The following is a 21,704-nucleotide window of genomic DNA, read 5'->3' on the forward strand; positions in this document are numbered from 1 at the left end:
CCTCCGCTACGGCTCTAAATTACTCCGAAACGCAATGTCCATCGCCATACGCCTCTCATATTTCAGGGCTGCACTGTGATATGTATTTGGTCACCTTTCAATGCGTCAAAACCCTAGGTCTGGTTTATTTTTGAGCAAAACCGCCAAAATCCAACACATTTTATATCTGCGACTGTCCTGGCCTTATTGACTCCACCTGAAAGAGAGAAAAATCTGCCTACGAGTTAGTGGGATACGTGCCTTGCAAGTTTGCAAGTCTCATGCAAAATTCCCCTGTTGTTTGAGGCATATAGAATATTCAGAGATTCTGTTTCTGAATGAGTAGATTCACACGCTTTGGCTTGTCGATATTTGCAAGTATCTCACCGGAGTAGCAGACATGAATTTTGCACAACTCACTGACACGCACCTGATGGCTGATGGGCAGTTGGCCTATAGCTGCGTTGATACGGCCACGCATTTATGTGCGGCGATCGATCACCTGAACGCATTTCGTCCGCGTCTCGATTTCGTGATTATCAGTGGTGATTTGGTCGATCTTGGCGACGCGGAAGAGTACAAGCTGTTTCGGCAGAAAATTGAGCAGTTAGAGATGCCATACTACGTTATTCCTGGGAACCATGATCATCGCGACGTGATGCGCCAGGCTTTCGCAGATCATGAGTATCTGACCAAAGACGGGGCTTTGCAGTTTTCCATCGAAAAAGAAGGTCTGCGGATCATCGGGCTCGATACAACCATTCCTGGGGAGCATGATGGCCATTTCGACGCCAATAAACAGGCGTGGTTGCGAGAGGAGTTGTCAGCCCATAAGGAGCAGCCAACGCTGGTATTTATGCATCATCCTCCATTCCAGACGGGCATCGCTCACATGGATGAAATCATGCTAACCCGCGCTAATGAGGATTTTTGGCCGGTTCTCCAAGGGCAATCACAGGTCCGTCATATTGCTTGCGGCCATGTGCACCGCGCAATTGAAACATTTAAAGGCGGAATACCTATTAACGTCTGCCCGTCCTCAGCCCACCAAGTTACTCTTGATCTAAAGACCGTGGGAGAAGCAACTTTCATAATGGACCCACCAGCGGTGCGCATCTTTGTTTGGGATGGCGTTCACTTGATAAATCACCTCAGTTTTATTGGTGATTATGGAAAACCGCGTTCATTTACCGATGGCGCAGAGCTGTTCGCGCTTTAGGCGAGGCGCCTAACTCAGCACAACAGCTCTCTGACAGGCTTTTTAGCAGATGAAACCTTAATAGGTTTCATCCACTGCAGGGAACTGTTCCCGGCGTACGTCGTCTGCATACTGTTTCACACCCGTCTCAATTTGAGACTTCAACTCTGCATATATGCGAACGAATTTTGGTGTGCGGTCAAACATGCCCAGCATGTCATCCGTAACCAGAATTTGGCCGTCGCAGTCAACAGATGCACCAATGCCGATGGTTGGAATGGGGATGCTATCTGAAATTTCGCGGGCGACTTCATCCTTCGTACCTTCAACGACAACACAGAATGCACCGGCCTCAACAACCTGCTCGGCGCATTCAAGCTGTTCCTTACGGCTTTCCTCGCTTTTACCCGCAACCTTGTAGCCGCCTTCGACATGCAGATATTGCGGGCGTAAACCGATATGGGCCACCACAGGAATCCCGCGATCGACGAGAAAACGAATGGTTTCAGGTGCCGCTGAATTGTACTCCAGTTTGACCGCCTGGCACCCGGTTTCCTGCATCACACGCAATGCGTTGCGATAGGCAGCTTGCGGGCTTTCTTCAAAAGAACCAAATGGCATATCGACAACAACGAGTGCATTTTGAGAGCCGCGCATCACTGCTTTGCCATGCATGATCATCATGTCCAAAGTAACTGCGGTTGTGTCCGGCAGGCCATGAAGCACCATACCAACGCTGTCCCCTACCAGCAGCAGATCACAATGCTCATCTAGGATCTGTGCAACTGGTGCTGTGTACGCGGTTAAACAAACCAGCTTGTGGTGCCCTTTCGCCTTCAAAATGTCTTTGACGGTTTTTCGGCGAATTGCAGCGGTATGAGACATGGTATTTGGTACCCGTTTCGTTTCTTCAAAGCAGCCTGCCCTAATTCCGGTCAATCCGACTGCTTTAAGCCTTCGTTATCTCGCGCACTCTGCGAGGAATCCCATTCAGCGCTTATGGGAGTGCGCTTTATTATTGCGAGGTTTCTTAGGTTCTCGACATTTTCAACGCAAGAACCCTGCCCCTGTGCGCCTTAATAGCGACTTTTATGAGAATATGAAATAACGCTGAGATACCCAATGGAACTTTTGGTGCGGTATGCGCCACTCACAGTTGATCCGCTGGTGTTTTAAACCACGATTAACTCCTAGCGTGCGGCCCCCACTAGGCGCGGACAAATAAGAGACTGCCGGAATTTCAGTGCTTTCTTTCGCGATTCAGCAGAGTTAGCTGCATGATGCGGGCATTTTTGTCTGCCGACATCCATAAATATCCTTTTAATCCTACCAATGATTACCGTAAGGTTAGTTTTCACAGTTCAGGGAGGGGACGGTGGATATTATTGATAGGGGTGATGCGGTCTGTATTGCAGGTGCGGGGCCAGCGGGGCTCGTTATGGCTCGCGCCCTACAGCACAATGGCCTTGCTTGGGATCAGTTTGACCCTAACCCAGACGTGGGCGGTTTATGGGATATCAAACACGAAGGCACGGCGATCTATGAGAGTGCGCATTTCATAAGTTCTCGCAGTCTTTCTGGGTTTGCAGATTTTCCTATGCCAAAGCAGTTTGCAGATTACCCCAAGCACAGCGAGATCAGAAAATACCTTCGTGACTTTGCGCGGGCGTATGGCTTGCGGGAGAAAATCCAGTTTTCAACCAGCATCGTGAAGCTGACCAAGACGGATCGCGAGCGCTGGCAGGTCCATCTCTCCAACGGGCAGTGCCGGGAGTACAAGGCTATTGTTTGTGCAACAGGCTCGCAATGGCAGGCCAACATGCCCGATCTAAAAGGCACATTTGACGGTGAGATCCGTCACAGCCAGACCTACAAGCACATGAGGGAACTTGATGGAAAACGTGTGCTTGTGATCGGCGCTGGCAACTCCGGTTGCGATATTGCCTGTGACGCGGGAAGTATAGGCAAACAAGCCTTCCTTTCCATGCGCCGGGGCTATCATATTGTTCCCAAACACGTATTTGGTATGCCAGCTGATGTCTTTGCCGATAACGGTCCTAACTTGCCGATTTGGATGATGCGGCCACTTTTTACGTTTTTGCTACACTTGCTGAATGGCAACCTACAGCGGCTTGGTATTGAGAAGCCAGATCACAAGCTGTTTGAAACACACCCGATCTTAAACACCCAACTCGTGCATTCCTTGCAACATGGAGATGTGAAGATAAAGCCTGATGTGGAGCGGTTGGACGGCAAGTATGTTGTCTTTAAAGATGGCAGTCGGGAAGAGATTGATTTGATCTTATGTGCGACCGGATACAACCAGTGTGTGGATTTTGCTGGCGATCTCTTCAGTTACCAAGGAGGCAGACCTGAGCTGTTTATTCAAGCAGCCTCGCGTGAGCATAAAAACCTGTTTGGGATCAGCTATATCGAGACGAATGCTGGCGCGTATAAAAGGTTTGACTACATGGCGGGTCTGGTCGCCAACTACCTAAAGGACCAGGAAGAGACCCCGGAACGCGCTGCCAAAATGGAAGCAATCATCCAAACTGAAAAGCCAGATCTGACGGGAGGCATTCGTTTCCAGGAGACAGGGCGACATGCTGGTTATTGTGATGCCAAATCGCATAGTAAATATGTCGCGAAACTCTATAAGCGCCTAGGTTGGACGCTTCCGCAGGATATCAGCTTTAAACAGGTTACCAGCGCGGCCGAAGAGGCTGACAGCTTTAAAAAAGAAACGTCGGCCGCCTGAGTGTCTTTGCATTCTTAAAGACACAAAAGCCAGTTTCAACAAGCGTTAGAACCTGTCTCGCAGGCTGTAATAGAGCATACCCAGTACCATGAGCGGCCATCTCAAGTGACGGCCACCGGGAAACGCGCGGGTTGGAAAATTCTCCATCACATCAAACCGGCTGGCCTGTCCGTCAATCGCCTCAGCCATGAGTTTGCCGGCGAAGGTGGCCATTGCAACACCATGGCCTGAAAAGCCGCTGGCGTTGAGCATATTTGGCGAGAGCTTTGCAAAATATGGCATGCGGTTGAGGGTGATACCCAGCGTTCCGCCCCAAGCAAAGTCAATCTGCGTCTCTTGAAGCTGCGGATAGACCTCGAGCATCGGTTTGCGAACAAAGGCTTTGATGTCATCGGGGAACTGGAAACTGTAACTTTCGCCGCCTCCAAACAAAAGTCGATTGTCTGCCGATAAGCGGAAATAATTGACTACAAACCTTGAATCGGCCACGGCCACATCATCTCTGATCAAAGACTTCGCCATGTCCTCCCCTAAAGGCTCCGTGGCAATGATGTAATTGTTGATGGGCATCACCCGCGCCGCAACCTTGGGCTCCAATGTATCAATGTAGCCATTGCAGGCAAAAATCACATAGCGAGCACGAACCTGAGCCTTTGCAAGCTTCAGCAGTGCAGGCTCTCCTTTCTGGATTTCCAGCACCTCAGAGTTTTCAAAGATTTCGACGCCCGCCGACACGCAAGCCTGCGCTAAGCCCAGTACAAAATTCAATGGATGCAGGTGGGCAGCTCCCCTATCCAACGTTCCACCATGATACGCCTGTGTATCAAGCATCTCTTGTATCTCAGCGTTGTCTACGAACCTGATTTGTTCGTAGTCATAGTTTTTCGCCAGCTTCTCCGCATAGGCCTTGCTGTGGCTGACATAGCTTTGCTTATGGTCTGCGTGAAGAATGCCCGGTTTCAAGTCACAGTGAATCTTGTGTTTGTCGATGAGGTTTTTGGTCAGGGATTTGGCGGCTTCAGACAGATCCCAAAGCTCTCTGGCCCGGGTTTGACCGACAAGGGTTTCCAGATCATCCTGATCCATCCTTTGTCCGCTGCCAAGCTGCCCGCCGTTGCGTCCAGATGCGCCCCAACCAACACGGTGCGCCTCCAGAACTTGCACCTTGTAACCGCGCTCCGCCAAATGAAGAGCTGAGGACAGGCCTGCGTAACCTGCACCAATCACACACACATCACAGCTGCTTTCGCCTTCCAGTTTGGGAAAGTCGAGTTGCTTGTTGGCTGTTGCACAGTAATACGACGGCGGATATGTTCCGGCCTTATCATTGGCATGGAGGAATCTTTGGGAAATAGCCATTTACATCCTTGGAGAGGCTTACTGTTACTCCCAAAAGCCCCTGAACCTACACTGAGCACTCGCGCTTGAACTGGGTATCGGGCTCAGGACAGATTGTCTGTCGCCACCGATATTCAAGCTTACACGTTAAGCGGGACCACTTTAAACCTCGTGCCTTTTTTCCCGCACTGCAGCTTGCTGAATAAAGCTCACAATCATATGGGCGACTTGGCCAGATTGCGTGGGTGCCTTCGAAGATTCGATCGCATGGTCAGCAATTTCTTCTGGCAAGGAGACACCGCGCCGCTCCTTAAACAGTGCCACCGAATAATCCTCGCCGAACTCTGGGTGGCCCTGGAATGAGAGGGCTCTGCCATTGTAGTCGATTGCTGCAAACTCGCAAAAGTCTGAGGACGCAATGACTTCTCCATCCTCTGGAAGCCTGACGACCTGATCTTGATGATAAGCCTCAATCGAGAAGCTTGTCACACCTTCCGGCATCCATTGCGGGCTCTGCAATACATAATAAGTAAAGACCCCGCAGCCCCAGCCTTTTTCGGATTTCTCGGCCTTACCGCCCAGCGCTTCAGCCAAAATCTGATGCCCGAAGCAAATACCAATGATAGGCACATGCTGGTCGTAGGCATCTTTCAAAAACTCTTTGAGCTGCTCGATCCATTCAAGCTTGTCGTAAACGCCATGCTTGGAGCCTGTAATCAACCAGCAATCGCAGCTATGGACAGATTGTGGCAGTTTGCCATCCATCACAGGGTAGGAAACATAGTTCCAGTTTGCCCCCTGATCTCTGAGCAAACTCTCAAACATTGAGGGGTAATCGCCGAATGTCTTGCCCAGATTTTCGGGTGGACGGCCTACTTCCAGAATTCCAAGGTTAAAAGTCAAAGAGCACTCCAAAATTCCAAGATGCAAAAGCCACATAAAGTGTCAGGACCGAATACTCAATTATAGGCTGCCAACTTCACCTGTGTAAACTCTTGCAGCCTGTGTCCGACCAATTCCCTTAGCGCTTTTATATATTGGTTCAGCAGGTCTTAAGCGTTCACTTTCAATACAGGTGAGTGAGTCAATGCTTATCGGGTTGTTCGCCTGCCGGCCTTACCTCAAAATCTCCTCCCAAGATGGCAGCACCAAGATCACCATTGCGAATTCATAGCCCCTCAAAAATCACGGAGCATTCTTCCCCTACGTCATTTACCCCGCAATCCCCATAGAGATCTTCCGGTTTCCTAAAACTTTTGGTTATGTTGAACTAGAGATAGACGCTGGATTCGCTAAGAAACGAAGGTTTCTGCCTAACTAATTTTACCGGCGCAGATTCTATAGGCAATTCTCTACCAATAACATTCCCGCAATTTTTGCCCCCTTATTTGACGGTACAACTTCCCTAGATTGCCACATTTTACTCAGGGTGTTTTCTTAGGTCCTACAAGAACGCTGAGGCTTTCTTGCAAAAACAGAGAGACAAGCAAAATAGATGTAATGCGTTGTATTTGCTTGTTTTTCTGTCTTCTGTGAGAAGACCTTACAAAGCGTGGCCCCTCAAATTATCACGATCATATAATTAGAAATTGCTTTCAATAATCAAGGGTACACGCTGTGAGTAATTTTCGATTGTCCAGCCCTCATGCCCTCAATACCGAGGAAGGTAGCCATCCAATGCGTGAGGTGCTGGACGCTCTGGTTGAGAGCATCGCGTATATTTGCCGAGCTCACGGTAACTTCCTTAGCAAAACCGCAATTACAGCGGCCCTGCCTCTTACAGGAGGCAAGTTGCAATTCTCACAGGTTGAAAAAGCATCAGAGAATTGCGGGTTGTTGGCTCAAAAAAAGCAAATTGTGCTGAGTGAAATTTCCAGTAGCAACCTTCCATGCTTACTCGTGCTTCATGACAATTCACTGCGCCTGCTCGTCGGTTATGACGGGTCGACACGCCAAGCCCATTTGCTTGATCCGCTGGACCAGCAGAAGCCGCAGTATCTCAGCTTGGATATTCTGCAGCGCATCTATTCTGGTCATGCAATCTTGTTTTCCTCTTTACATGCACGAGACAGCAGCGGGCAAATTCAAGACAAAAGCAAACATTGGTTTTGGTCCGAGTTCATTCAGTTCTGGCCAGACTATTCAACAGTTGCAGCAGGCACACTGTTCATTAACGGCCTTGCTCTGGCATCGCCGCTGTTCATCATGAATGTCTATGACCGTATCCTGCCAAACTTTGCCGTTGCTTCCCTGTGGGCACTCACAGTCGGCGTGGTGCTCGCCCTGACAGGGGACAGTGCTTTGAAGCTGGCACGCGCTTCCATCCTCGATAGCCTCGGCAAAAAGGCCGACCAGAAATTGGCATCGAAGATCTTCTCTCACATGCAAAACATAGATTTTTCGACCAAAACAAAAAGTGCTGGAGAATATGCAGGCACGGTTCATGAATATGAGAAGCTGCGCGAGTTTTTCAGTTCAACAGCTTTGATTGCATTTCTAGATTTCTGTTTCATTGGTGTTTTCATTTGCATTTTGTTTTTCATTGTTGGCCCCATCGCCTGGATACCTTTGCTTGCTGTCCCGCTTGTTTGCCTCATAAATCTCGCGGCTCAATTGCCCCTTGAGCGCACGGTGCAAACAGCAAGTACTGAGGGAAACAAAAGACAAAACATACTGATGGAAACCCTGTGTGGTCATGAAACGGTACGCGCGTTAAACGCTGAGGCCCACATGCAGGCTCGCTGGGAAAAGTCTGTTGAGAAAAGCAGCGAGATTTTGCGCCAAAGCCGACACTGGTCCAACCTTGCCATGGTTGGAACCGGGCATGTACAGGCGATGGTTTCGGTGCTCATCATCGTGTGGGGTGTTTACCGGGTAGAAGCTGGGGCGGTTAACATGGGTGGTTTGATTGCCGCCATGATGCTGTCTACGCGTGTGCTTGCGCCAATCTCATCCATCGCCAATGCTTTAGTGCGTTTACGGCAAGTCCTTCACAGTTACCGCCAGCTGAGCGACCTTCTTAAGCAGCCGACTGAACGCAAGGCTGGCCGGGCAACATCAAACCTGCACAGTTGCAACGGCAAGATACAGTTTCAAAATGTCAGTTTCTCCTATCCACTCAGTGAGAAACCCAGCCTGCTCTACTGCTCTTTTACGGTAGAGCCCGGCAGCACTGTCGGTCTGATCGGATCTGTTGGTTCTGGAAAATCAACGGTTGGTCGCCTGATCAACGGTCTGCGATACCCAAGCGAGGGTGCCGTTCTTATCGATGGTATTGATACCCGCCAGTTCGACCCAACAGACTTACGCAGGTTCGCAGGCTACATGTCTCAGGACAATATGCTGTTCCAGGGGAGCTTGCGAGATAATCTGTGCCTTGGCCTTCCGCACCTTTCAGACAAAGATATCGAAGAGGTCTGTATCGTGACGGGTCTTGACCGTCTGATCAACCGACACCCGTCAGGCTATAACCTGATTGTGGGCGAGAATGGCAATGCCTTATCAGGAGGTCAGCGACAGTGCATTGCATTGGCTCGCATATTACTGCGCAAGCCAAAAATCCTGTTCCTTGACGAGCCCTCCAGTCATCTCGACCTGTCTTCTGAACGGCGGTTATTGGAGGGGTTGCAGCACTATAACAACGGGGCACTAACACTCATCATCAGCACGCACCGCCCTTCCCTCCTAAAACTAACAGATCGCCTTATCGCGCTGGACCAAGGACGCATCGTGGCGGACGGTCCACGAGATGACGTAAAAGAGCTGACGCAAAAAACGCGCCTGCGCCAAGTTCAAACCCCTAAGACAGTTCCCATCGAGGAGAGGCTGAGAGCATGAGCCGCGCAAAGCCTTCATCCACCCACTTGCATCTGCCCAGATTTCACAGCCCCAAACAAGCCCGCGGTCTGATTGCCACCTGTGCAGTGGTCTTCTCGCTGATGTTTATCTGGGCAGCCATTGCACAGGTCGATGAAGTTACACGCGGAGAAGGGCGCATCATCCCTTCCCGACAAATGCAAATTGTGCAGGCTCCTGAACGGGGGATCGTCTCCGCGCTGTATTATTATGAAGGCGAGATCGTGGAACAGGGCGCTGTTTTGGTAAAACTGGACAATACTGGCTTTAGCACTCAGCTGGGAGAGCTGAAGCAGAAGAAATACGCCTTGCAAGCACGTTTGGCGCGCTTAACAGCTGAATCCACACAGGCCCGCATACAGCTGGACCAAACAGGTGTTCCGCCTGACATCTCGGTCTTTTTTGAGCGTGAGCTTGAAGTGTACGAAGCGCAGAAAAACCAACTGAGCGCCGAGGTTGCGGTGCTTAACAGCCAGTACGCCCAGAAGGAGCAAGCGCACAAACAACTGGAGGCAGAAGCAATTATGCTGTCTTCCAACCTTTCCATTGTATCGCGGGAGCTGGAAATCAATCAGAAACTGTTTGAACGCGGGGTCCTGCCAGAAATCGAGTTATTGCGCCTCAAACGTCAGTACACGACTCTCAACGGAGAGCGCCAAATGCTCTCTGCGTCCCTTGCCAGTGCGATCTCTGCCAAGAACGAGGCCATACAGCGCATTATCTCTACACAAACAGCCTTTACCTCAAAAGCCCAGTCTGATCTGGCTGCAACCAAGGCTGAACTTGCCGTGATTGAAGAACGGCTGCGTGGTGCTGCTGATCGCGTTGACCGCAGTGCTCTGGTGGCACCGATGCGTGGTGTCATCAACAAACTCAGTGTCAGCACCATTGGGGCCGTCGTTCAAGCAGGCGAACCGCTCGTTGAAATTGTTCCTTTGGAGGACACATTACTGGTCTCAGCCCAAATCCAGCCTCAGCATGTTGCGTTTCTTCACCCTGGCCAAAATGTAAGTGTGAAAGTGACGGCCTATGACTATTCCATTTACGGAGGACTGGAGGGCGTGCTTGAGCGCATAAGCCCTGACACACGTGAGGATGAGCGTGGCAAAGTGTTTTTCAAGGTGATTGTGAGAACAAAGCGCAACTATCTGGGGCCCGTGCACAACCCGCTTCCAATTACGCCGGGCATGACCGCAAGCATAGACATTTTGACAGGCAAAAAAAGCGTTCTTAGTTACATTGCCAAACCGCTTATCAAGGTCAAAGCAGAGGCCTTCAGGGAGCGATAGTCTGCATTTTAGCTCAGCACTAATCCGCTGCGCTCATGATTACGCCGAAAGGAACGAGACTGATTTGTAGTCATTTGCAATCAGCAAAACATTTGACAGATCAGCGCCTTGCAGTCTGGCGACTGGCTGCTCGAGCCCCATTAGTTTTGCTGGGTTGGACAGCGTCATGCGCAGCGCTTCTTCAGTGGGGCGCTCCAGCACGTTCACCACGTGGGCGAGCGAGTCAAACATGGTTGTATGTGCACCAGCCAAGGACCCTTCGCTGTTGACCAACTTACCTGCATCTAAGCGGATATTCTGGCCGTAAAGATCAAAGGCGTCTGGTCCGCCGACAGTTGGCATTGCATCACTGATAATAATCATATGATCTTTCACCGGACGCGCGCGCATGGCCAGCAACAACATATCATCGGCCACATGATGCCCATCAACAATGAGTGAGCAATAAGCGGTGGAGTTGATACCCGTTCCGACGGCACCCGGTTCGCGGTTAGCCATCTGAGACATGCCATTGAACAAATGCGTGAAAAGGGTCGCCCCCTCTTCCAATGCCGGTTTGATCTGCGCTGCGCCCACATCTGTGTGACCGATGGACACAACAACACCCATCTCAACCAGTTTGGCAATATCTCCCTTGGCAACACCCTCTGGAGCTACGGTCATCAGCACGGGAATGTTTCGGTCACGCAGGTCGCGGACCAGCTTAAGGCTGTTTGGATTAAGCTGGCAGACCCAACTGGCTTCGTGGGTGCCTTTACGCGCAACGCTGATGTGGGGGCCTTCAATGTGAATGCCCTGAATGCCCTGCTTGCCAAAGGCGTCTTTCATCGCTTCAGCAGCCTCCTCCAGAACATGAGGAGCATCTGTGATCACGGTTGGCAACAAAGCTGTTGTGCCATACTGGCGGTGCGCAGCAGCAATGGTAAAGAGACCTTCTGGCGTCGGTGAGGTGTTGTATAAAACACCACCACCGCCATTGATCTGAATATCGAAGAAACCGGGAGTGAGAAGGCCGGGCACCTTATGGACCAATGCACCGTGCGGAACGGCATCCGTCGCAGACAAGGCGGTAACTTTTCCATTAACACAACAAACAGCAGTGCCGTGCATCAGGTTTTGGCCATCAAATACCTGATCTGGATACAGCCATGTATCACTGTTATCTGTCCGGTTGCCCAAAGCAGTGCTCATAGAGTCTCCTCAAGCTGAGGTGTCTCAACTCTTTCAAAGTAATAAGGGTCTAATGCCTGCTGAATTTGGGCAAGCACAAGCGCCTTCTCTATGCCAAAACCATGCCGCTGCAAAGCCCGTGCACGTTTTACAACACAAGATGCAAACAGTTGAAGTAACAGTGTTTCTGGAATGGTGTGGGTTGCAAGGGAGGCAAAGACTGCCTTCAAGGCAGACTGTACCCTCTCTTGTGGCCAGTAATAGCGCACCCGGTCTGAATAGCTGAAGTGCCTGAGCAGGCGCAATTCCTGATCCGTACCGTGATAATGCGAGCGCCAGTATGTAGGCTGCGCCAGCATTTCAGCTTCCAGCACAGCTGGAATTTTTGGAGCTGTTCGTCGGTCTTCTTCGAGCCAGTCCAGCAGCTGGTCCAATGCGTAGATTGCTTGTCTGTAGGCAAAGGTCAGGGCCGGGCCTACTTTTTGGATCGCAAAGCCCATGGAGGCCAAACGTGGATAAGCGCTGTCGTGCTGGTAGTCCGTGCTGTGTGCTTCAAAAACCACATTCTTGTAAGGGTCCAGTATCGCACGCAATGCTTTGCCCTCACCAGTGGGAAGGTGGTCGACGTGGAAGGGGGAGAACTCAACACCGGGCTGCACGACCAGCGCACAAATGCGCCCTTTTGCGGCTTCAAGGCCCAGCTCATCAAACTTTTGATAATGCATAAGTAAGGTCGCCCGCGCACGTGCGGGAGGTGTGGGTTCAATCGCGTGTGCGTCCTCCTTGCGAGCGCCTCCCGGGGGAGGCACTTCAGTGCCAATGATGTAACTGAGCTTGTCTGGATCGGGAGCATAGGCCTCGCAAACAGCGGCAAGCTCTGCTGCGCGGCTTGCGCTGGTCTCATCATCCACCTGTGCCTCTTCGCCAACACAGCCTTGCGAGCAGTCCAGATGGATTTTGGTAAACCCGGCTTCCACGTATGCCCTCATCAGATCTCTGGATTTTGCCATAGCCTTATCAGCAGGCATTGTCCGCCATGCTTGTGGACCTAGATGATCGCCTCCCAAAAGCAGAGAGGTATCGGGCAAGCCGGCCTCAGCACAAATGCCTTTGACATACCCCACAAAGTCATCGGGTTTCATTCCGGTGTAGCCACCATCCTGGTTGACCTGATTGCTGGTTGCTTCCAACAGCAGAACCTGCCCCTTTTCTGCAGCCAGAAGTGCAGAGGCAAGGATCACACCTGGTTGCGCAGAGCAAATGGACGGCATGGCGATGCCTGTTCCCGCCCGGTTCTCTGCAATCAGCTCCAGCAATGGATTGCTCATAGGCCCTCTCCCAGATGCTCGCAGTCCTGCAAGGCAGCCAGTGCTGCACCGCGTGTGCCGCTGCTGTCCCCAAACTGGGCAACGCAGATCATAGGCGGTTCTGTGTGATTGAGCAGTTTGCCCGGCAATGCCTGCGCAATGGTTCGCTCAATATTCGGTATTTTAGAAAGGCCTCCGCCAAGGACAATGCAATCGGGGTCCAAACTGCATTGCAGGGCAGCAACCAGCTCGGCGGCGAGCTGAGACCACAGGCGCATGACCTCCTGCATTGGCACGTCGCCAGCAGCGGCAGCTTTTGTAATTGTTTGAGCATCTACGGCCTTGCCGGTGACATGGTTGGCCAAGCGGCTGATGCCCGGACCGGCAAGGTAGGTTTCAAAACACCCTGTGCGTCCACACCCGCACTTCAGCGGCTCCAGCCCCAGCTTTGTCATCGCAGCGTATGGAATGCCAAGGTGACCGTATTCACCCGCCGCCCCGTTCAGGCCGGAAACAGTATGACCATTGGAACAACACCCGCCCCCAACCCCAGTACCAAGGATCAAGCCGAAGACGGTGTCGTAACTTCGCCCTGCACCCAGCACAGCTTCAGATAAAGCAAAGCAGTTGCAGTCGTTTTCAAAGGTAACCGCCCTGCCCAACTTGCTGATGATATCGTCATGCAGTGTGCGACCTGATGCTGGGAGGTTGGCAGTTAGAAATTTGCCTGTCCGCTTGGAGTAGAAACCGGGAATTCCAACACCAATGGGCAGGTCTTTGTTACCGGAGACCTCTTCCAGCCAATGGATCATTTCACAAAGAGCATCCACCAAACCCTCATAGGTCTCTTTTGGCGTGGCGATACGTTTGCTCTCAACCACGGCCCAGGCTTCATCAAAGGCCGTTGCTTCGATTTTGGTTCCGCCCAGATCAATTCCGCCCGCTGTTACCATGTCAGACCTCTTCCAGCGCATAGAGTTTGACACCGCTGACAACGCGCGTCAGTGTGCCCTGCCCTTCAAACGGATTGTCGACATTCAACCCAAGTTCCTCGGCCCAAAAAATACCCAGCCACTGAGCCACCAGAACGTTTAGAACCGAGGTCCAGCCATCATCAAGCAGGCATGGAATGCGTATATCCGCGTCATTGGTGTTGCCGATGGTCAGAAGGGTGTCCTTCCCAAACTGAGCTTTGATTTCAGCTGCCAGATCCAGATCGTACTTTCGAGAATGAGGGTTGTTGGAAATAAACAGGAAGACTTTGGTTCCCGCCGTCACAAAAGACTTGGGGCCGTGGCGAAAGCCCAGCGAGCTTTCCCAGATTGCAGGAATTTGCCCCGCTGCCAGCTCCATCACCTTCAACGCACTTTCACGCGCCACAAACATAAGTGGTCCTGAACCGACAAATACGGCGCGTTGCGGTGCTGTCAGTTGCTGCGCCAGATGGTCACTTGCTGCAATCACCATCTCTGCTGCCTGGCCCAGCTCCTCCATATTTTTCGCAATTTTTTCGGGGTTTTCCTGCCCAAACACGCAGAGCGCGGTCAGTACCATGGTTGTGAAACTGGAGGTCATGGCAAAGCCGCTATCGTGGCATTGCTCCGGTAAGATGATCGTCTTTTGAGCCGCTCCAGATGCTGGTTTCCGGGTCGCCAGAGCGCTATCTTTATTGCAGGTGATGTTCAGGCGCGGGGCATTTTGGAACACAGCATCGAGCAGGTCCAAGGTGCCGATACTTTCCGTTGAATTTCCACTACGCCCGAAGGAAACAACGAGAGGGACGACGCCTTTGCGCTGAAAGGCCTGCGGTGCACTGACAAGGTCTGTTGAGGGAACAGAGCGCAATGGCAGGACCGAAGTGGCGTCCAACGCGCGGCTGACCACATCGCCAATATAGGCTGAGGTTCCAGCTCCACAGAACCAAACTTGTGTTGCACCAGATGCCATAACCCACTCACGCAACTCCTCAATGGAGTTTGAGAGGTGATTGCCCCAGTTGGTCCAGATTTCCCGCTGCGCCTGAATTTCACGCGTAGTGGCCCATTTGGTCAGATCGACCATTAAGACATTCCCTTGTATATTTAGATAGTTACAGTCGTTTTAGAAAGAGTTTCAGGCTGGTCGGGGTCTAACCCCATTTGAAGCGCAATTTCTAAAATAACCGGATACATAATTCTTAGCAGCATAGCGGCACTTGCAGCTGGCGTTAGTCCCTGTGCCCCGATATCACCCGGAGTAAGGCGGAACACATTTGCCCCCACCGCTTTAAAACAGGTTTGTGCAACGCTCAGGCTTTCCAGACTCACATCTTCGCCCGTATCCAGAATGATTACGGTCAGCGGTTTGGTTGCCAGTTGCAATGGACCATGAAGCACCTCTGCGGCTGAATAGGCCTCTGCATGGATTACTGCGGTCTCTTTCAGCTTGAGCGCCACCTCATGAGCAGCCCCCAAACCACATCCGCGCCCGATGACATAAACATTCTGGGTTTCCTTCAAGGCTTCAACCAGAAGATCGCCTTGCGTGGATTTTGCATTGGCGCTTGCAAGCATTGCTTTTGCAGCCGTTTCGCATTCCTGCGCATACTCTGGTTTGAGAGCGGCTAGCAAAGCCATACTAGTTGCAACGGTGCACAGGACCGTTTTGGTCGCCGGAACCGCTTGTTCAATTCCGGCATTGATGTTGATGCAAGCATCCGTTTCGTCAGCCAATGGGGAGTTGGCTGTATTGGTGATGGCAATTGTTTTTCCGCCCCCTGCCCTGAACCCGATTGCGGCACGGATTAGATCCTTGCTTGCGCCAGATTGAGAGACAATAAGGGCTGCTACATTCCCCAGCTGCAACCCACTGCCCAAACTGAAAACGGAGGGCGGCAGCGTTGTGACTGGCTTATTTAACTGCGCCATAAACTCATAGGAAATCAGATTGGCGGCGGCATCAGAGCTGCCACGGGCGATGGTGTAAAACGCATCGACGGCAGACAGGTCTACAGCCTGTGCAACTTCTACAAGTGTTTGTCGCAAGCCCGCCGCAAAAGCAGGGATTGCCTGATCAATTTCTGCGCGCATCAACGCGCCCGGGTGTTTTGTTGTCATACCGCTTCCGCCGTGTTTGTTGCCGCTGTACCTCCACGCAGATTGAAACTGTCAAACTTCTCCCAGTATGACGTGAGGTCGACAACTTGTTTGCTCATGCGCGCCTGATCCAGCGCAAGCGCTGCGACGCCTGCTTCCAATGCATCGACAACAGAAACTGGCAGGCTTTTCAATTCACCACGCAAATAAGCACAAAGGTCCTGGCACATCATATCATCTGCGCCGTAGTGAGCGCCGGGACGGTCTATAGATTTGGTGTAGTCCTCATCTACCACTGTGTTGCGACTATGAGCCTGAGTTACTTTTAGGTAGCCGCGTACGTAGTCCCCTTCAGCCATGCCTTTGGTTCCCATCACGCAAAACCGGCGCTGCTCATCGGGCACATTCATGTTGGTATGGAACGCCATGGACGCGCCGCTCTCGTATTCCAAGATTGCCGTCTGGTGGTCGACAATGTCACCATCGGATAAGAACGGGTCCTGCGTTGCCTCCCAGATGGATTCTTTTTGGTGATACACCTGCGTATCGACATCTCTTGCTGGAGCATTGTCTGGTATAAAGGATTTTCGGCCTCCAAAGCTGGCGACGCGGATCGGGCGAGAGCCAGTTACCATGTTGTAGATATCTAGATCGTGACAACATTTTTCCAGCATAAAACCGCCCGAATACTTGGTGTACCGACGCCAGTCGCGCATGAAGAACGCCCCGTGATAGGGCGCGATATGCTCATTGGCCTCTATGGAAACAACCTCTCCGATCAGCCCAGCAGCTTGTGCAGCTCGTAAATCTCTTGCATGTTGTGCGTAGCGTAGCACCAAGCCGACTAATACCTGATCTGCGCCATGCTTGGAGAGCAGCTGCGCCAGTTCCATGGTTTCATCCATGGAGATAACGACAGGCTTTTCTGCAAAGATGCGAATGCCAGCATTCAAGCCAGTGCGGATGTGATCCAGATGCAAGTGGTTAGGAGAGCCGACAAACAGCAGATCAGCTTCCTCATTTGCCAGCATGTCCTCAAGAGTGTCATAGGCTTTGAGAGCCTCGTGATTTTTATGAGTGGTCTTCTGGTAGGGGGTTGGGTCTACATAGGCCACCACTTCCGCCTCCGGCATATGAGCCTGCAGACGTTCTAAAACACTGACAGCACGCAATCCTAAACCAACGGTGACGATCCGCATCGCATTCCTCCTAGGCCAGTTCCAGCACAGTCAAACGCTTTTGTGCTTCACCCTTGCTGTTAAAGACGTAGGCATCCTCCGGCTTTACACTCAGATTAATCGTGGAGTTTTCCTTTATATCTGCCAAGCCCGGCAAACTTGCGCAAAACGTGGTGTTGCTTTGCACTTTTCCGTAGGCAATGGAGGATGCACCAAGGCGCTCCAATACGTCCACTTCCATGCTTATTGGCCCGCTCTCATCCAGCTGCACATGCTCAGGACGGATGCCAACATCGACATTGTCGCCAGCCATAAGGCCCGTGGTCTCAATGGCGATGCTCATGGTGCCACCATCTTTGAGCTGCACATGAAGCATGTGTGCCTCAACGCGGCTGACGATGGCGGGGATGAAGTTCATTTTGGGATGGCCAATAAAACCGGCGACGAATTTGTTGCGTGGGTGCAAGTATAGGTCCATCGGGGTGCCGCACTGCTCAACAACACCGCCGTTCAGCACCACAATGCGATCAGCCATGGTCATGGCTTCTACCTGATCGTGTGTCACGTAGATCATAGTGGTGTCGAGGCTTCTGTGTAGTTTTGAAAGCTCAACGCGCATGTCACCGCGCAAGGCCGCGTCCAGATTAGACAGCGGCTCATCAAACAGGAACACCTTTGGGTTGCGCACAATGGAGCGACCAATGGCGACACGCTGGCGCTGCCCACCTGAAAGCTGGCCAGGTTTGAACTGCAGGCGCTCTTCCAGCTGCAAGATGGATGCGGCTTTGTTCACGCGTTCCTTAATTTCGGCTTCCGGGCGTTTTGCGACACGCAGCGGGAAGGCAATGTTTTCATAGACAGTAAGGTGCGGATAAAGTGCATAGCTCTGAAATACCATGGAAATTCCACGGTCGATTGGATGGGCATACGAGACATCTTCGTCATCAATCAGAATGGAGCCTTGTGTTGCCTCTTCCAGACCAGCCACGATCCGCAACAATGTTGTCTTTCCGCAGCCAGAGGGGCCAACAAATACAACAAATTCCTTATCCTCAATTGCCAGATTGACGTCTTTGAGGACAGTTGTTGGTCCAAATGATTTTACAATATTTTTGAGCTGAAGCGTGGCCATATCTATCTTCTTGTACTGATGAACAGGGAGAGGCTGTCACCAGCCTCTCCGGGTTTCTCTATTTGAACTCTTCAAGTTCTTCAGCAGCGATAGCCACCAGGTTTTCAGCCGTATCGTCATTCAGGAGGATGCCCTGAATCATCGTGTTCATGACAGACTGCATTGCTTTGTAATCAACAAAGAGCGGCTCAGGACCACCGTTTGGAATGGATTCGATAAAGACCGCCCAATATGGGTCATCCATGTAGTATGGCTTTTCAACACCGAGCTCTTCGTATTTCAGGATTGGTGTCAGGCCCCAACCTTCAGGCTTATCAAGAGAGTACTGGCTCTCACCAGTGGTCATCATGCGCGCAAACTCCATCGCCAGATCTTCATGACCGGAGCCTTTGAAGACTGCGAGGGAGTCGGTGATGAGGAGTGTACCACTTACGCCGCTTGGTCCAGCAGGAACTGGCGCAACTTTCGTATTGATGCCTTCCTTGTGCTGACCACGACCCCAAGGTCCGTCAATGTACATGGCAACCTTGTTGTCGTTGAACAGGTCGCGCACCTGTGTACGTTCAAACGCGGTTGGGCCATCCTGAGAAACATCTACCAGTTTGCCGTAGAATTTAAGCGTTTCCAGTGTATTTTTGGAATCCAGCGTAATCTCGTTGGTGGACGGATCAATCACCTGACCACCGTTGGAATACAGGTAGATCAGGAACTGGTGCATGGTGCTGTCGAAGTCTTTGCCAGTGAGGCCAACGCCAGCCTTACCGGTTTTGTCCTTGATGATCTTCGCAGCCGCGTACATGTCATCCCATGTTTTTGGTGCTTCACACGCAAGTCCCGCTTCTTCAAAAACATCGCAGTTCAAGAACAAAGCTTTGGTTGAAAACGCACGCGGGAAGCCCCAGAACTTTTCACGGTAGCTTACGGTGTTCAAAACACCCGGCTGATAGGCTTTTTGCTGTTCTTCAGAGATCTTAGCATCAACGATCAGGTTGTTGTCAGCCAACTGCTTGAGCGTACGTGAACCCATATAGGACACGGAAGGCGGGCTACCCGTAGATGCTAATTTCAGCGATTTGTCCTGACACGTGCCCCATGGAAGGCTTTCCATGTTTACCGTTGTACCGGGATTAGCGGCCTCGAATGCGGCAACAACTTTTCGATCTGCATCCAGACCGTCGTCCCCACAGCGGATGAAATGAAGTTCTGCTGATTGTGCAGAAGATGCGGTAATCAGTGCAGCTGCTCCAGCAGCCATTGCAAATAGCAGTTTAGTTCTCATGGTTTATCCTCCCAGTAACCAATGATATTTCAAAAATCACTCCTTGATTGCACCAGCTGTAAGGCCAGCGACCAGGTAGCGTTGCAAAAACAAGAAAATGACAAGTACGGGCAGTATTCCAACGATGCTTGCTGCCATCATCTCATTCCATTTGACTGACTGATAGCCAATAAACTCAAGGATGCCCGCTGGCAGAGGCATGTAGTCTTTGACGGAGTTGAATGTGATTGCAAACAGGAACTGTTGTGCGTAGGCAGACAGGAACACAGCCACCCCGACCACAATCAGGCCCGGCACGGCTAATGGCAGCACGACGCGGCGCAGGGTGTAAAGGCGGCTTGCGCCATCCATAAACGCTGCTTCTTCCAGTTCACGCGGGATCTTTTCCAGATACGATTTAAGCAGCCAGATCCCCATAGGGACCAGAAAAGCTGCCCCTGGAACAATCATTGCAAAATATGTATTCAGCAGGCCGTAATTTCTCAGCAGCTTGTAGAGCGGAATAAGCAGGACCGCACCGGAAAACATGTTTACAGCCAAAAAGATGCCGAGGCTGATGGACTTGCCTTTAAAATCAAACCGGGCATAGGCGTAGGCTGCGGGAATGATGAAAAGCAAGGCCAGTGCTGTGACCGACAGGGAGATAAACATGCTGTTGGCGATGTAGCGCGGCAGCATGGGAACAGTCTCCCACATCTGGGCATAGGCCCTGAACGAAAAGTCATCTGACCAGAACTGATAGGGCGAGCGGAACAGGTGCTCCAAAGGCCTCAAAGAGGTCATGAACATCTCAAAGAAAGGCAGCAGAATGAAACCAAGGAAGATTGCAACGCAGATGTAGAGAAACACCTTATGTGGCAGTGAGTAGCGATCCATCATCTTAAACTGCCCCAAAGCGTTTTTTGATCTGGTGGAGTGCAAACAGGTAGACCAGTGAGAATACCGAGAGCAGAGACACAACAATCACGGCACGGGCAGCACCCTGCCCGAACTTGAAGTTTGCAATTGCCATCTTGTAGGTGTCGATGATCAGCGTTGTGGTTGCGCTGCGCGGCCCACCCTCGGTCAGAATCCAGATAATCTCGAAGGAATTGAACGTCCAGATGATCGAAAGGATCGACATGGTGATGATCACTGGCAGGATTTGCGGAATAGTGATGCGGCGGAAACGATACCAGCGCGATGCGCCATCCACGTAAGCTGCCTCATACAAATCTCGCGGCACGCCCTGCATCGCGGCCAGCATGAAGATGGTGACCATTGGCAGGCCAACCCATACATCCGTTATAACAGCAGAGTAGAATGCGCTGTTTTTGTAGGCGAGGAACTCAAAGGGTCCATCCAGAATGCCTACATATTGCAGCATACCAGAAATTATGCCGAAGTGGCCGTTATAGAGCCAGAGCCAGCCAAAACAACCAATCGCAATGGGAACAATCCATGGCGGCATCACCAGCATGCGGAAGATTGCGCGCCCTGGGATCGCTGCATTGAGCAAGGTCGCGCCGATTAGACCAAAAATGATCTTGAAAGAGACGGACAGGAACATCCAGTAGAACGTTCTGGAAACTGTCTGGCTGAACTTGCGAGAGCTGAGCAGTTTCTCGTAGTTGGCTGTGCCGATGTAGCTTTCACCGCCGATGTTGGCGTTGGTAAAGGACAAGCGGATTGTTTCTACCAGCGGCCATGCAACGATCATCATCAGATATAAAGCTGCTGGAGCAATCAACATCCATGCGAAGAATGCTTGTGAGCGTAACAGCCCTTTGAGCATCCCTTGTTTTTGTTTTGTGGAACCACCGCTCGCGCCTTCATACGGCAGCAGCTCACCTGACGCAGTCGTCATGCGCTCTCCCCAATTCCTGCAAAGTACAGGTCCCCACCTCGCACTTACGCTTTCATGCACTCACCCCCCGGATTAATGCATGACGTAATTTAACGAGCTCCCAAAAATAATACCAAAACAATTCCATTTGTCCACATACTAACCACTGTCTGTGAAATATTTCTAATTTCAGCGCTCAAGCCGTGCAAATTTGGGTTTATTCCTAGTAAAACAGATGTGCGCTTTACATTGGTATTCAATAGGTATGTTTTTGCATTGGTATCAAAAAGGTATTATAGATATCTGGAATTCGGATAAAGAT

The 21,704-nt window shown here is 51.3% G+C and carries 17 protein-coding genes; 4 read left to right on the forward strand and 13 right to left on the reverse strand.

Translation table 11 applies throughout. The features are described 5' to 3' along the window. The first annotated feature begins 379 nt into the window (after window positions 1-379). Window positions 380-1,198 (forward strand): phosphodiesterase, encoded by an 819-nt coding sequence (locus BMZ51_RS04410; protein WP_068010630.1) that lies wholly within the window; start codon window positions 380-382, stop codon window positions 1,196-1,198. A gap of 57 nt (window positions 1,199-1,255) precedes the next feature. Here BMZ51_RS04410 and panB read toward each other — a convergent pair whose 3' ends face one another. Further along, a complete protein-coding gene (gene panB / locus BMZ51_RS04415; protein WP_068010628.1) occupies window positions 1,256-2,062 on the reverse strand; it encodes a 3-methyl-2-oxobutanoate hydroxymethyltransferase in 807 nt (268 codons plus the stop codon). Window positions 2,063-2,552: 490 nt separating this feature from the next. On the opposite strand from panB, the gene BMZ51_RS04420 reads away from it, so the two are divergent. Then, window positions 2,553-3,935, forward strand: coding sequence for a flavin-containing monooxygenase (locus tag BMZ51_RS04420; protein WP_068010626.1), 1,383 nt, complete (start codon window positions 2,553-2,555; stop codon window positions 3,933-3,935). 45 nt (window positions 3,936-3,980) lie between these two features. On the opposite strand, the gene BMZ51_RS04425 is transcribed toward BMZ51_RS04420, so the two are convergent. Both BMZ51_RS04425 and BMZ51_RS04430 read right to left on the reverse strand, forming a co-directional pair. Further along, window positions 3,981-5,294, reverse strand: coding sequence for an NAD(P)/FAD-dependent oxidoreductase (locus tag BMZ51_RS04425; RefSeq protein WP_068010624.1), 1,314 nt, complete (start codon window positions 5,292-5,294; stop codon window positions 3,981-3,983). Window positions 5,295-5,435: 141 nt separating this feature from the next. Continuing rightward, the gene (locus BMZ51_RS04430; RefSeq protein WP_068010731.1) at window positions 5,436-6,176 is read right to left on the reverse strand and encodes a glutamine amidotransferase-related protein; all 741 of its coding nucleotides are present in this window, start codon (window positions 6,174-6,176) and stop codon (window positions 5,436-5,438) included. Between the two features lie 714 nt (window positions 6,177-6,890). Here BMZ51_RS04430 and BMZ51_RS04435 point away from each other — a divergent pair. Next, window positions 6,891-9,110 (forward strand): type I secretion system permease/ATPase, encoded by a 2,220-nt coding sequence (locus BMZ51_RS04435; protein WP_208979255.1) that lies wholly within the window; start codon window positions 6,891-6,893, stop codon window positions 9,108-9,110. Beyond that, on the forward strand, window positions 9,107-10,417 hold the full coding sequence (locus BMZ51_RS04440) for an HlyD family type I secretion periplasmic adaptor subunit (RefSeq protein ID WP_068010620.1): 1,311 nt from the start codon (window positions 9,107-9,109) through the stop codon (window positions 10,415-10,417). The genes BMZ51_RS04435 and BMZ51_RS04440 overlap by 4 nt, the downstream gene beginning before the upstream one ends. 39 nt (window positions 10,418-10,456) lie before the next feature. Here the strand turns inward: BMZ51_RS04440 and BMZ51_RS04445 are convergent, their stop codons facing one another. From BMZ51_RS04445 to BMZ51_RS04490, 10 genes are read right to left on the reverse strand one after another with little or no spacing between them, the layout of a single operon-like run. Continuing rightward, complete coding sequence (locus BMZ51_RS04445) at window positions 10,457-11,608, reverse strand: N-acetylglucosamine-6-phosphate deacetylase (protein WP_068010619.1); 1,152 nt, start codon at window positions 11,606-11,608, stop codon at window positions 10,457-10,459. Beyond that, window positions 11,605-12,915 (reverse strand): class II D-tagatose-bisphosphate aldolase non-catalytic subunit, encoded by a 1,311-nt coding sequence (locus BMZ51_RS04450; protein ID WP_068010617.1) that lies wholly within the window; start codon window positions 12,913-12,915, stop codon window positions 11,605-11,607. Before BMZ51_RS04450 ends, BMZ51_RS04445 begins: the two co-directional genes overlap by 4 nt. Next, the gene (locus tag BMZ51_RS04455) at window positions 12,912-13,847 is read right to left on the reverse strand and encodes an ROK family protein (protein WP_068010615.1); all 936 of its coding nucleotides are present in this window, start codon (window positions 13,845-13,847) and stop codon (window positions 12,912-12,914) included. Before BMZ51_RS04455 ends, BMZ51_RS04450 begins: the two co-directional genes overlap by 4 nt. 1 nt (window position 13,848) lies before the next feature. Further along, window positions 13,849-14,955 (reverse strand): SIS domain-containing protein, encoded by a 1,107-nt coding sequence (locus tag BMZ51_RS04460; protein WP_068010613.1) that lies wholly within the window; start codon window positions 14,953-14,955, stop codon window positions 13,849-13,851. Between the two features lie 20 nt (window positions 14,956-14,975). Next, window positions 14,976-15,989 (reverse strand): SIS domain-containing protein, encoded by a 1,014-nt coding sequence (locus tag BMZ51_RS04465; RefSeq protein ID WP_068010611.1) that lies wholly within the window; start codon window positions 15,987-15,989, stop codon window positions 14,976-14,978. Next, on the reverse strand, window positions 15,986-17,167 hold the full coding sequence (locus BMZ51_RS04470; RefSeq protein WP_068010609.1) for a Gfo/Idh/MocA family protein: 1,182 nt from the start codon (window positions 17,165-17,167) through the stop codon (window positions 15,986-15,988). The genes BMZ51_RS04465 and BMZ51_RS04470 overlap by 4 nt, the downstream gene beginning before the upstream one ends. Window positions 17,168-17,177: 10 nt before the next feature. Continuing rightward, window positions 17,178-18,278 carry an ABC transporter ATP-binding protein gene (locus BMZ51_RS04475; protein ID WP_068010607.1) on the reverse strand — a complete coding sequence of 367 codons (1,101 nt, stop codon included), beginning with the start codon at window positions 18,276-18,278 and terminating at the stop codon, window positions 17,178-17,180. Between the two features lie 58 nt (window positions 18,279-18,336). Beyond that, entirely contained in the window at window positions 18,337-19,557 is a 1,221-nt protein-coding gene (locus BMZ51_RS04480; protein ID WP_068010605.1) for an ABC transporter substrate-binding protein, read from the reverse strand. A gap of 36 nt (window positions 19,558-19,593) precedes the next feature. Beyond that, window positions 19,594-20,451 carry a carbohydrate ABC transporter permease gene (locus BMZ51_RS04485; protein ID WP_420848510.1) on the reverse strand — a complete coding sequence of 286 codons (858 nt, stop codon included), beginning with the start codon at window positions 20,449-20,451 and terminating at the stop codon, window positions 19,594-19,596. Beyond that, a complete protein-coding gene (locus BMZ51_RS04490; protein WP_175484998.1) occupies window positions 20,438-21,331 on the reverse strand; it encodes a carbohydrate ABC transporter permease in 894 nt (297 codons plus the stop codon). The genes BMZ51_RS04485 and BMZ51_RS04490 overlap by 14 nt, the downstream gene beginning before the upstream one ends. Window positions 21,332-21,704 lie beyond the last annotated feature (373 nt).

Origin of the sequence: Pseudovibrio axinellae, assembly GCF_900110875.1 — a bacterium.
Classification (GTDB): domain Bacteria; phylum Pseudomonadota; class Alphaproteobacteria; order Rhizobiales; family Stappiaceae; genus Pseudovibrio; species Pseudovibrio axinellae.

Excerpts from the sequence above, each read along its gene's own strand:
- BMZ51_RS04410 (WP_068010630.1), top strand. The coding sequence starts at position 380 with ATGAATTTTGCACAACTCACTGACACGCACCTGATGGCTGATGGGCAG.
- panB (WP_068010628.1), bottom strand. The coding sequence starts at position 2,062 with ATGTCTCATACCGCTGCAATTCGCCGAAAAACCGTCAAAGACATTTTG.
- BMZ51_RS04425 (WP_068010624.1), bottom strand. The coding sequence starts at position 5,294 with ATGGCTATTTCCCAAAGATTCCTCCATGCCAATGATAAGGCCGGAACA.
- BMZ51_RS04440 (WP_068010620.1), top strand. The coding sequence starts at position 9,107 with ATGAGCCGCGCAAAGCCTTCATCCACCCACTTGCATCTGCCCAGATTT.
- BMZ51_RS04445 (WP_068010619.1), bottom strand. The coding sequence starts at position 11,608 with ATGAGCACTGCTTTGGGCAACCGGACAGATAACAGTGATACATGGCTG.
- BMZ51_RS04450 (WP_068010617.1), bottom strand. The coding sequence starts at position 12,915 with ATGAGCAATCCATTGCTGGAGCTGATTGCAGAGAACCGGGCGGGAACA.
- BMZ51_RS04455 (WP_068010615.1), bottom strand. The coding sequence starts at position 13,847 with ATGGTAACAGCGGGCGGAATTGATCTGGGCGGAACCAAAATCGAAGCA.
- BMZ51_RS04460 (WP_068010613.1), bottom strand. The coding sequence starts at position 14,955 with ATGGTCGATCTGACCAAATGGGCCACTACGCGTGAAATTCAGGCGCAG.
- BMZ51_RS04465 (WP_068010611.1), bottom strand. The coding sequence starts at position 15,989 with ATGACAACAAAACACCCGGGCGCGTTGATGCGCGCAGAAATTGATCAG.
- BMZ51_RS04470 (WP_068010609.1), bottom strand. The coding sequence starts at position 17,167 with ATGCGGATCGTCACCGTTGGTTTAGGATTGCGTGCTGTCAGTGTTTTA.
- BMZ51_RS04475 (WP_068010607.1), bottom strand. The coding sequence starts at position 18,278 with ATGGCCACGCTTCAGCTCAAAAATATTGTAAAATCATTTGGACCAACA.
- BMZ51_RS04480 (WP_068010605.1), bottom strand. The coding sequence starts at position 19,557 with ATGAGAACTAAACTGCTATTTGCAATGGCTGCTGGAGCAGCTGCACTG.
- BMZ51_RS04490 (WP_175484998.1), bottom strand. The coding sequence starts at position 21,331 with ATGCTCAAAGGGCTGTTACGCTCACAAGCATTCTTCGCATGGATGTTG.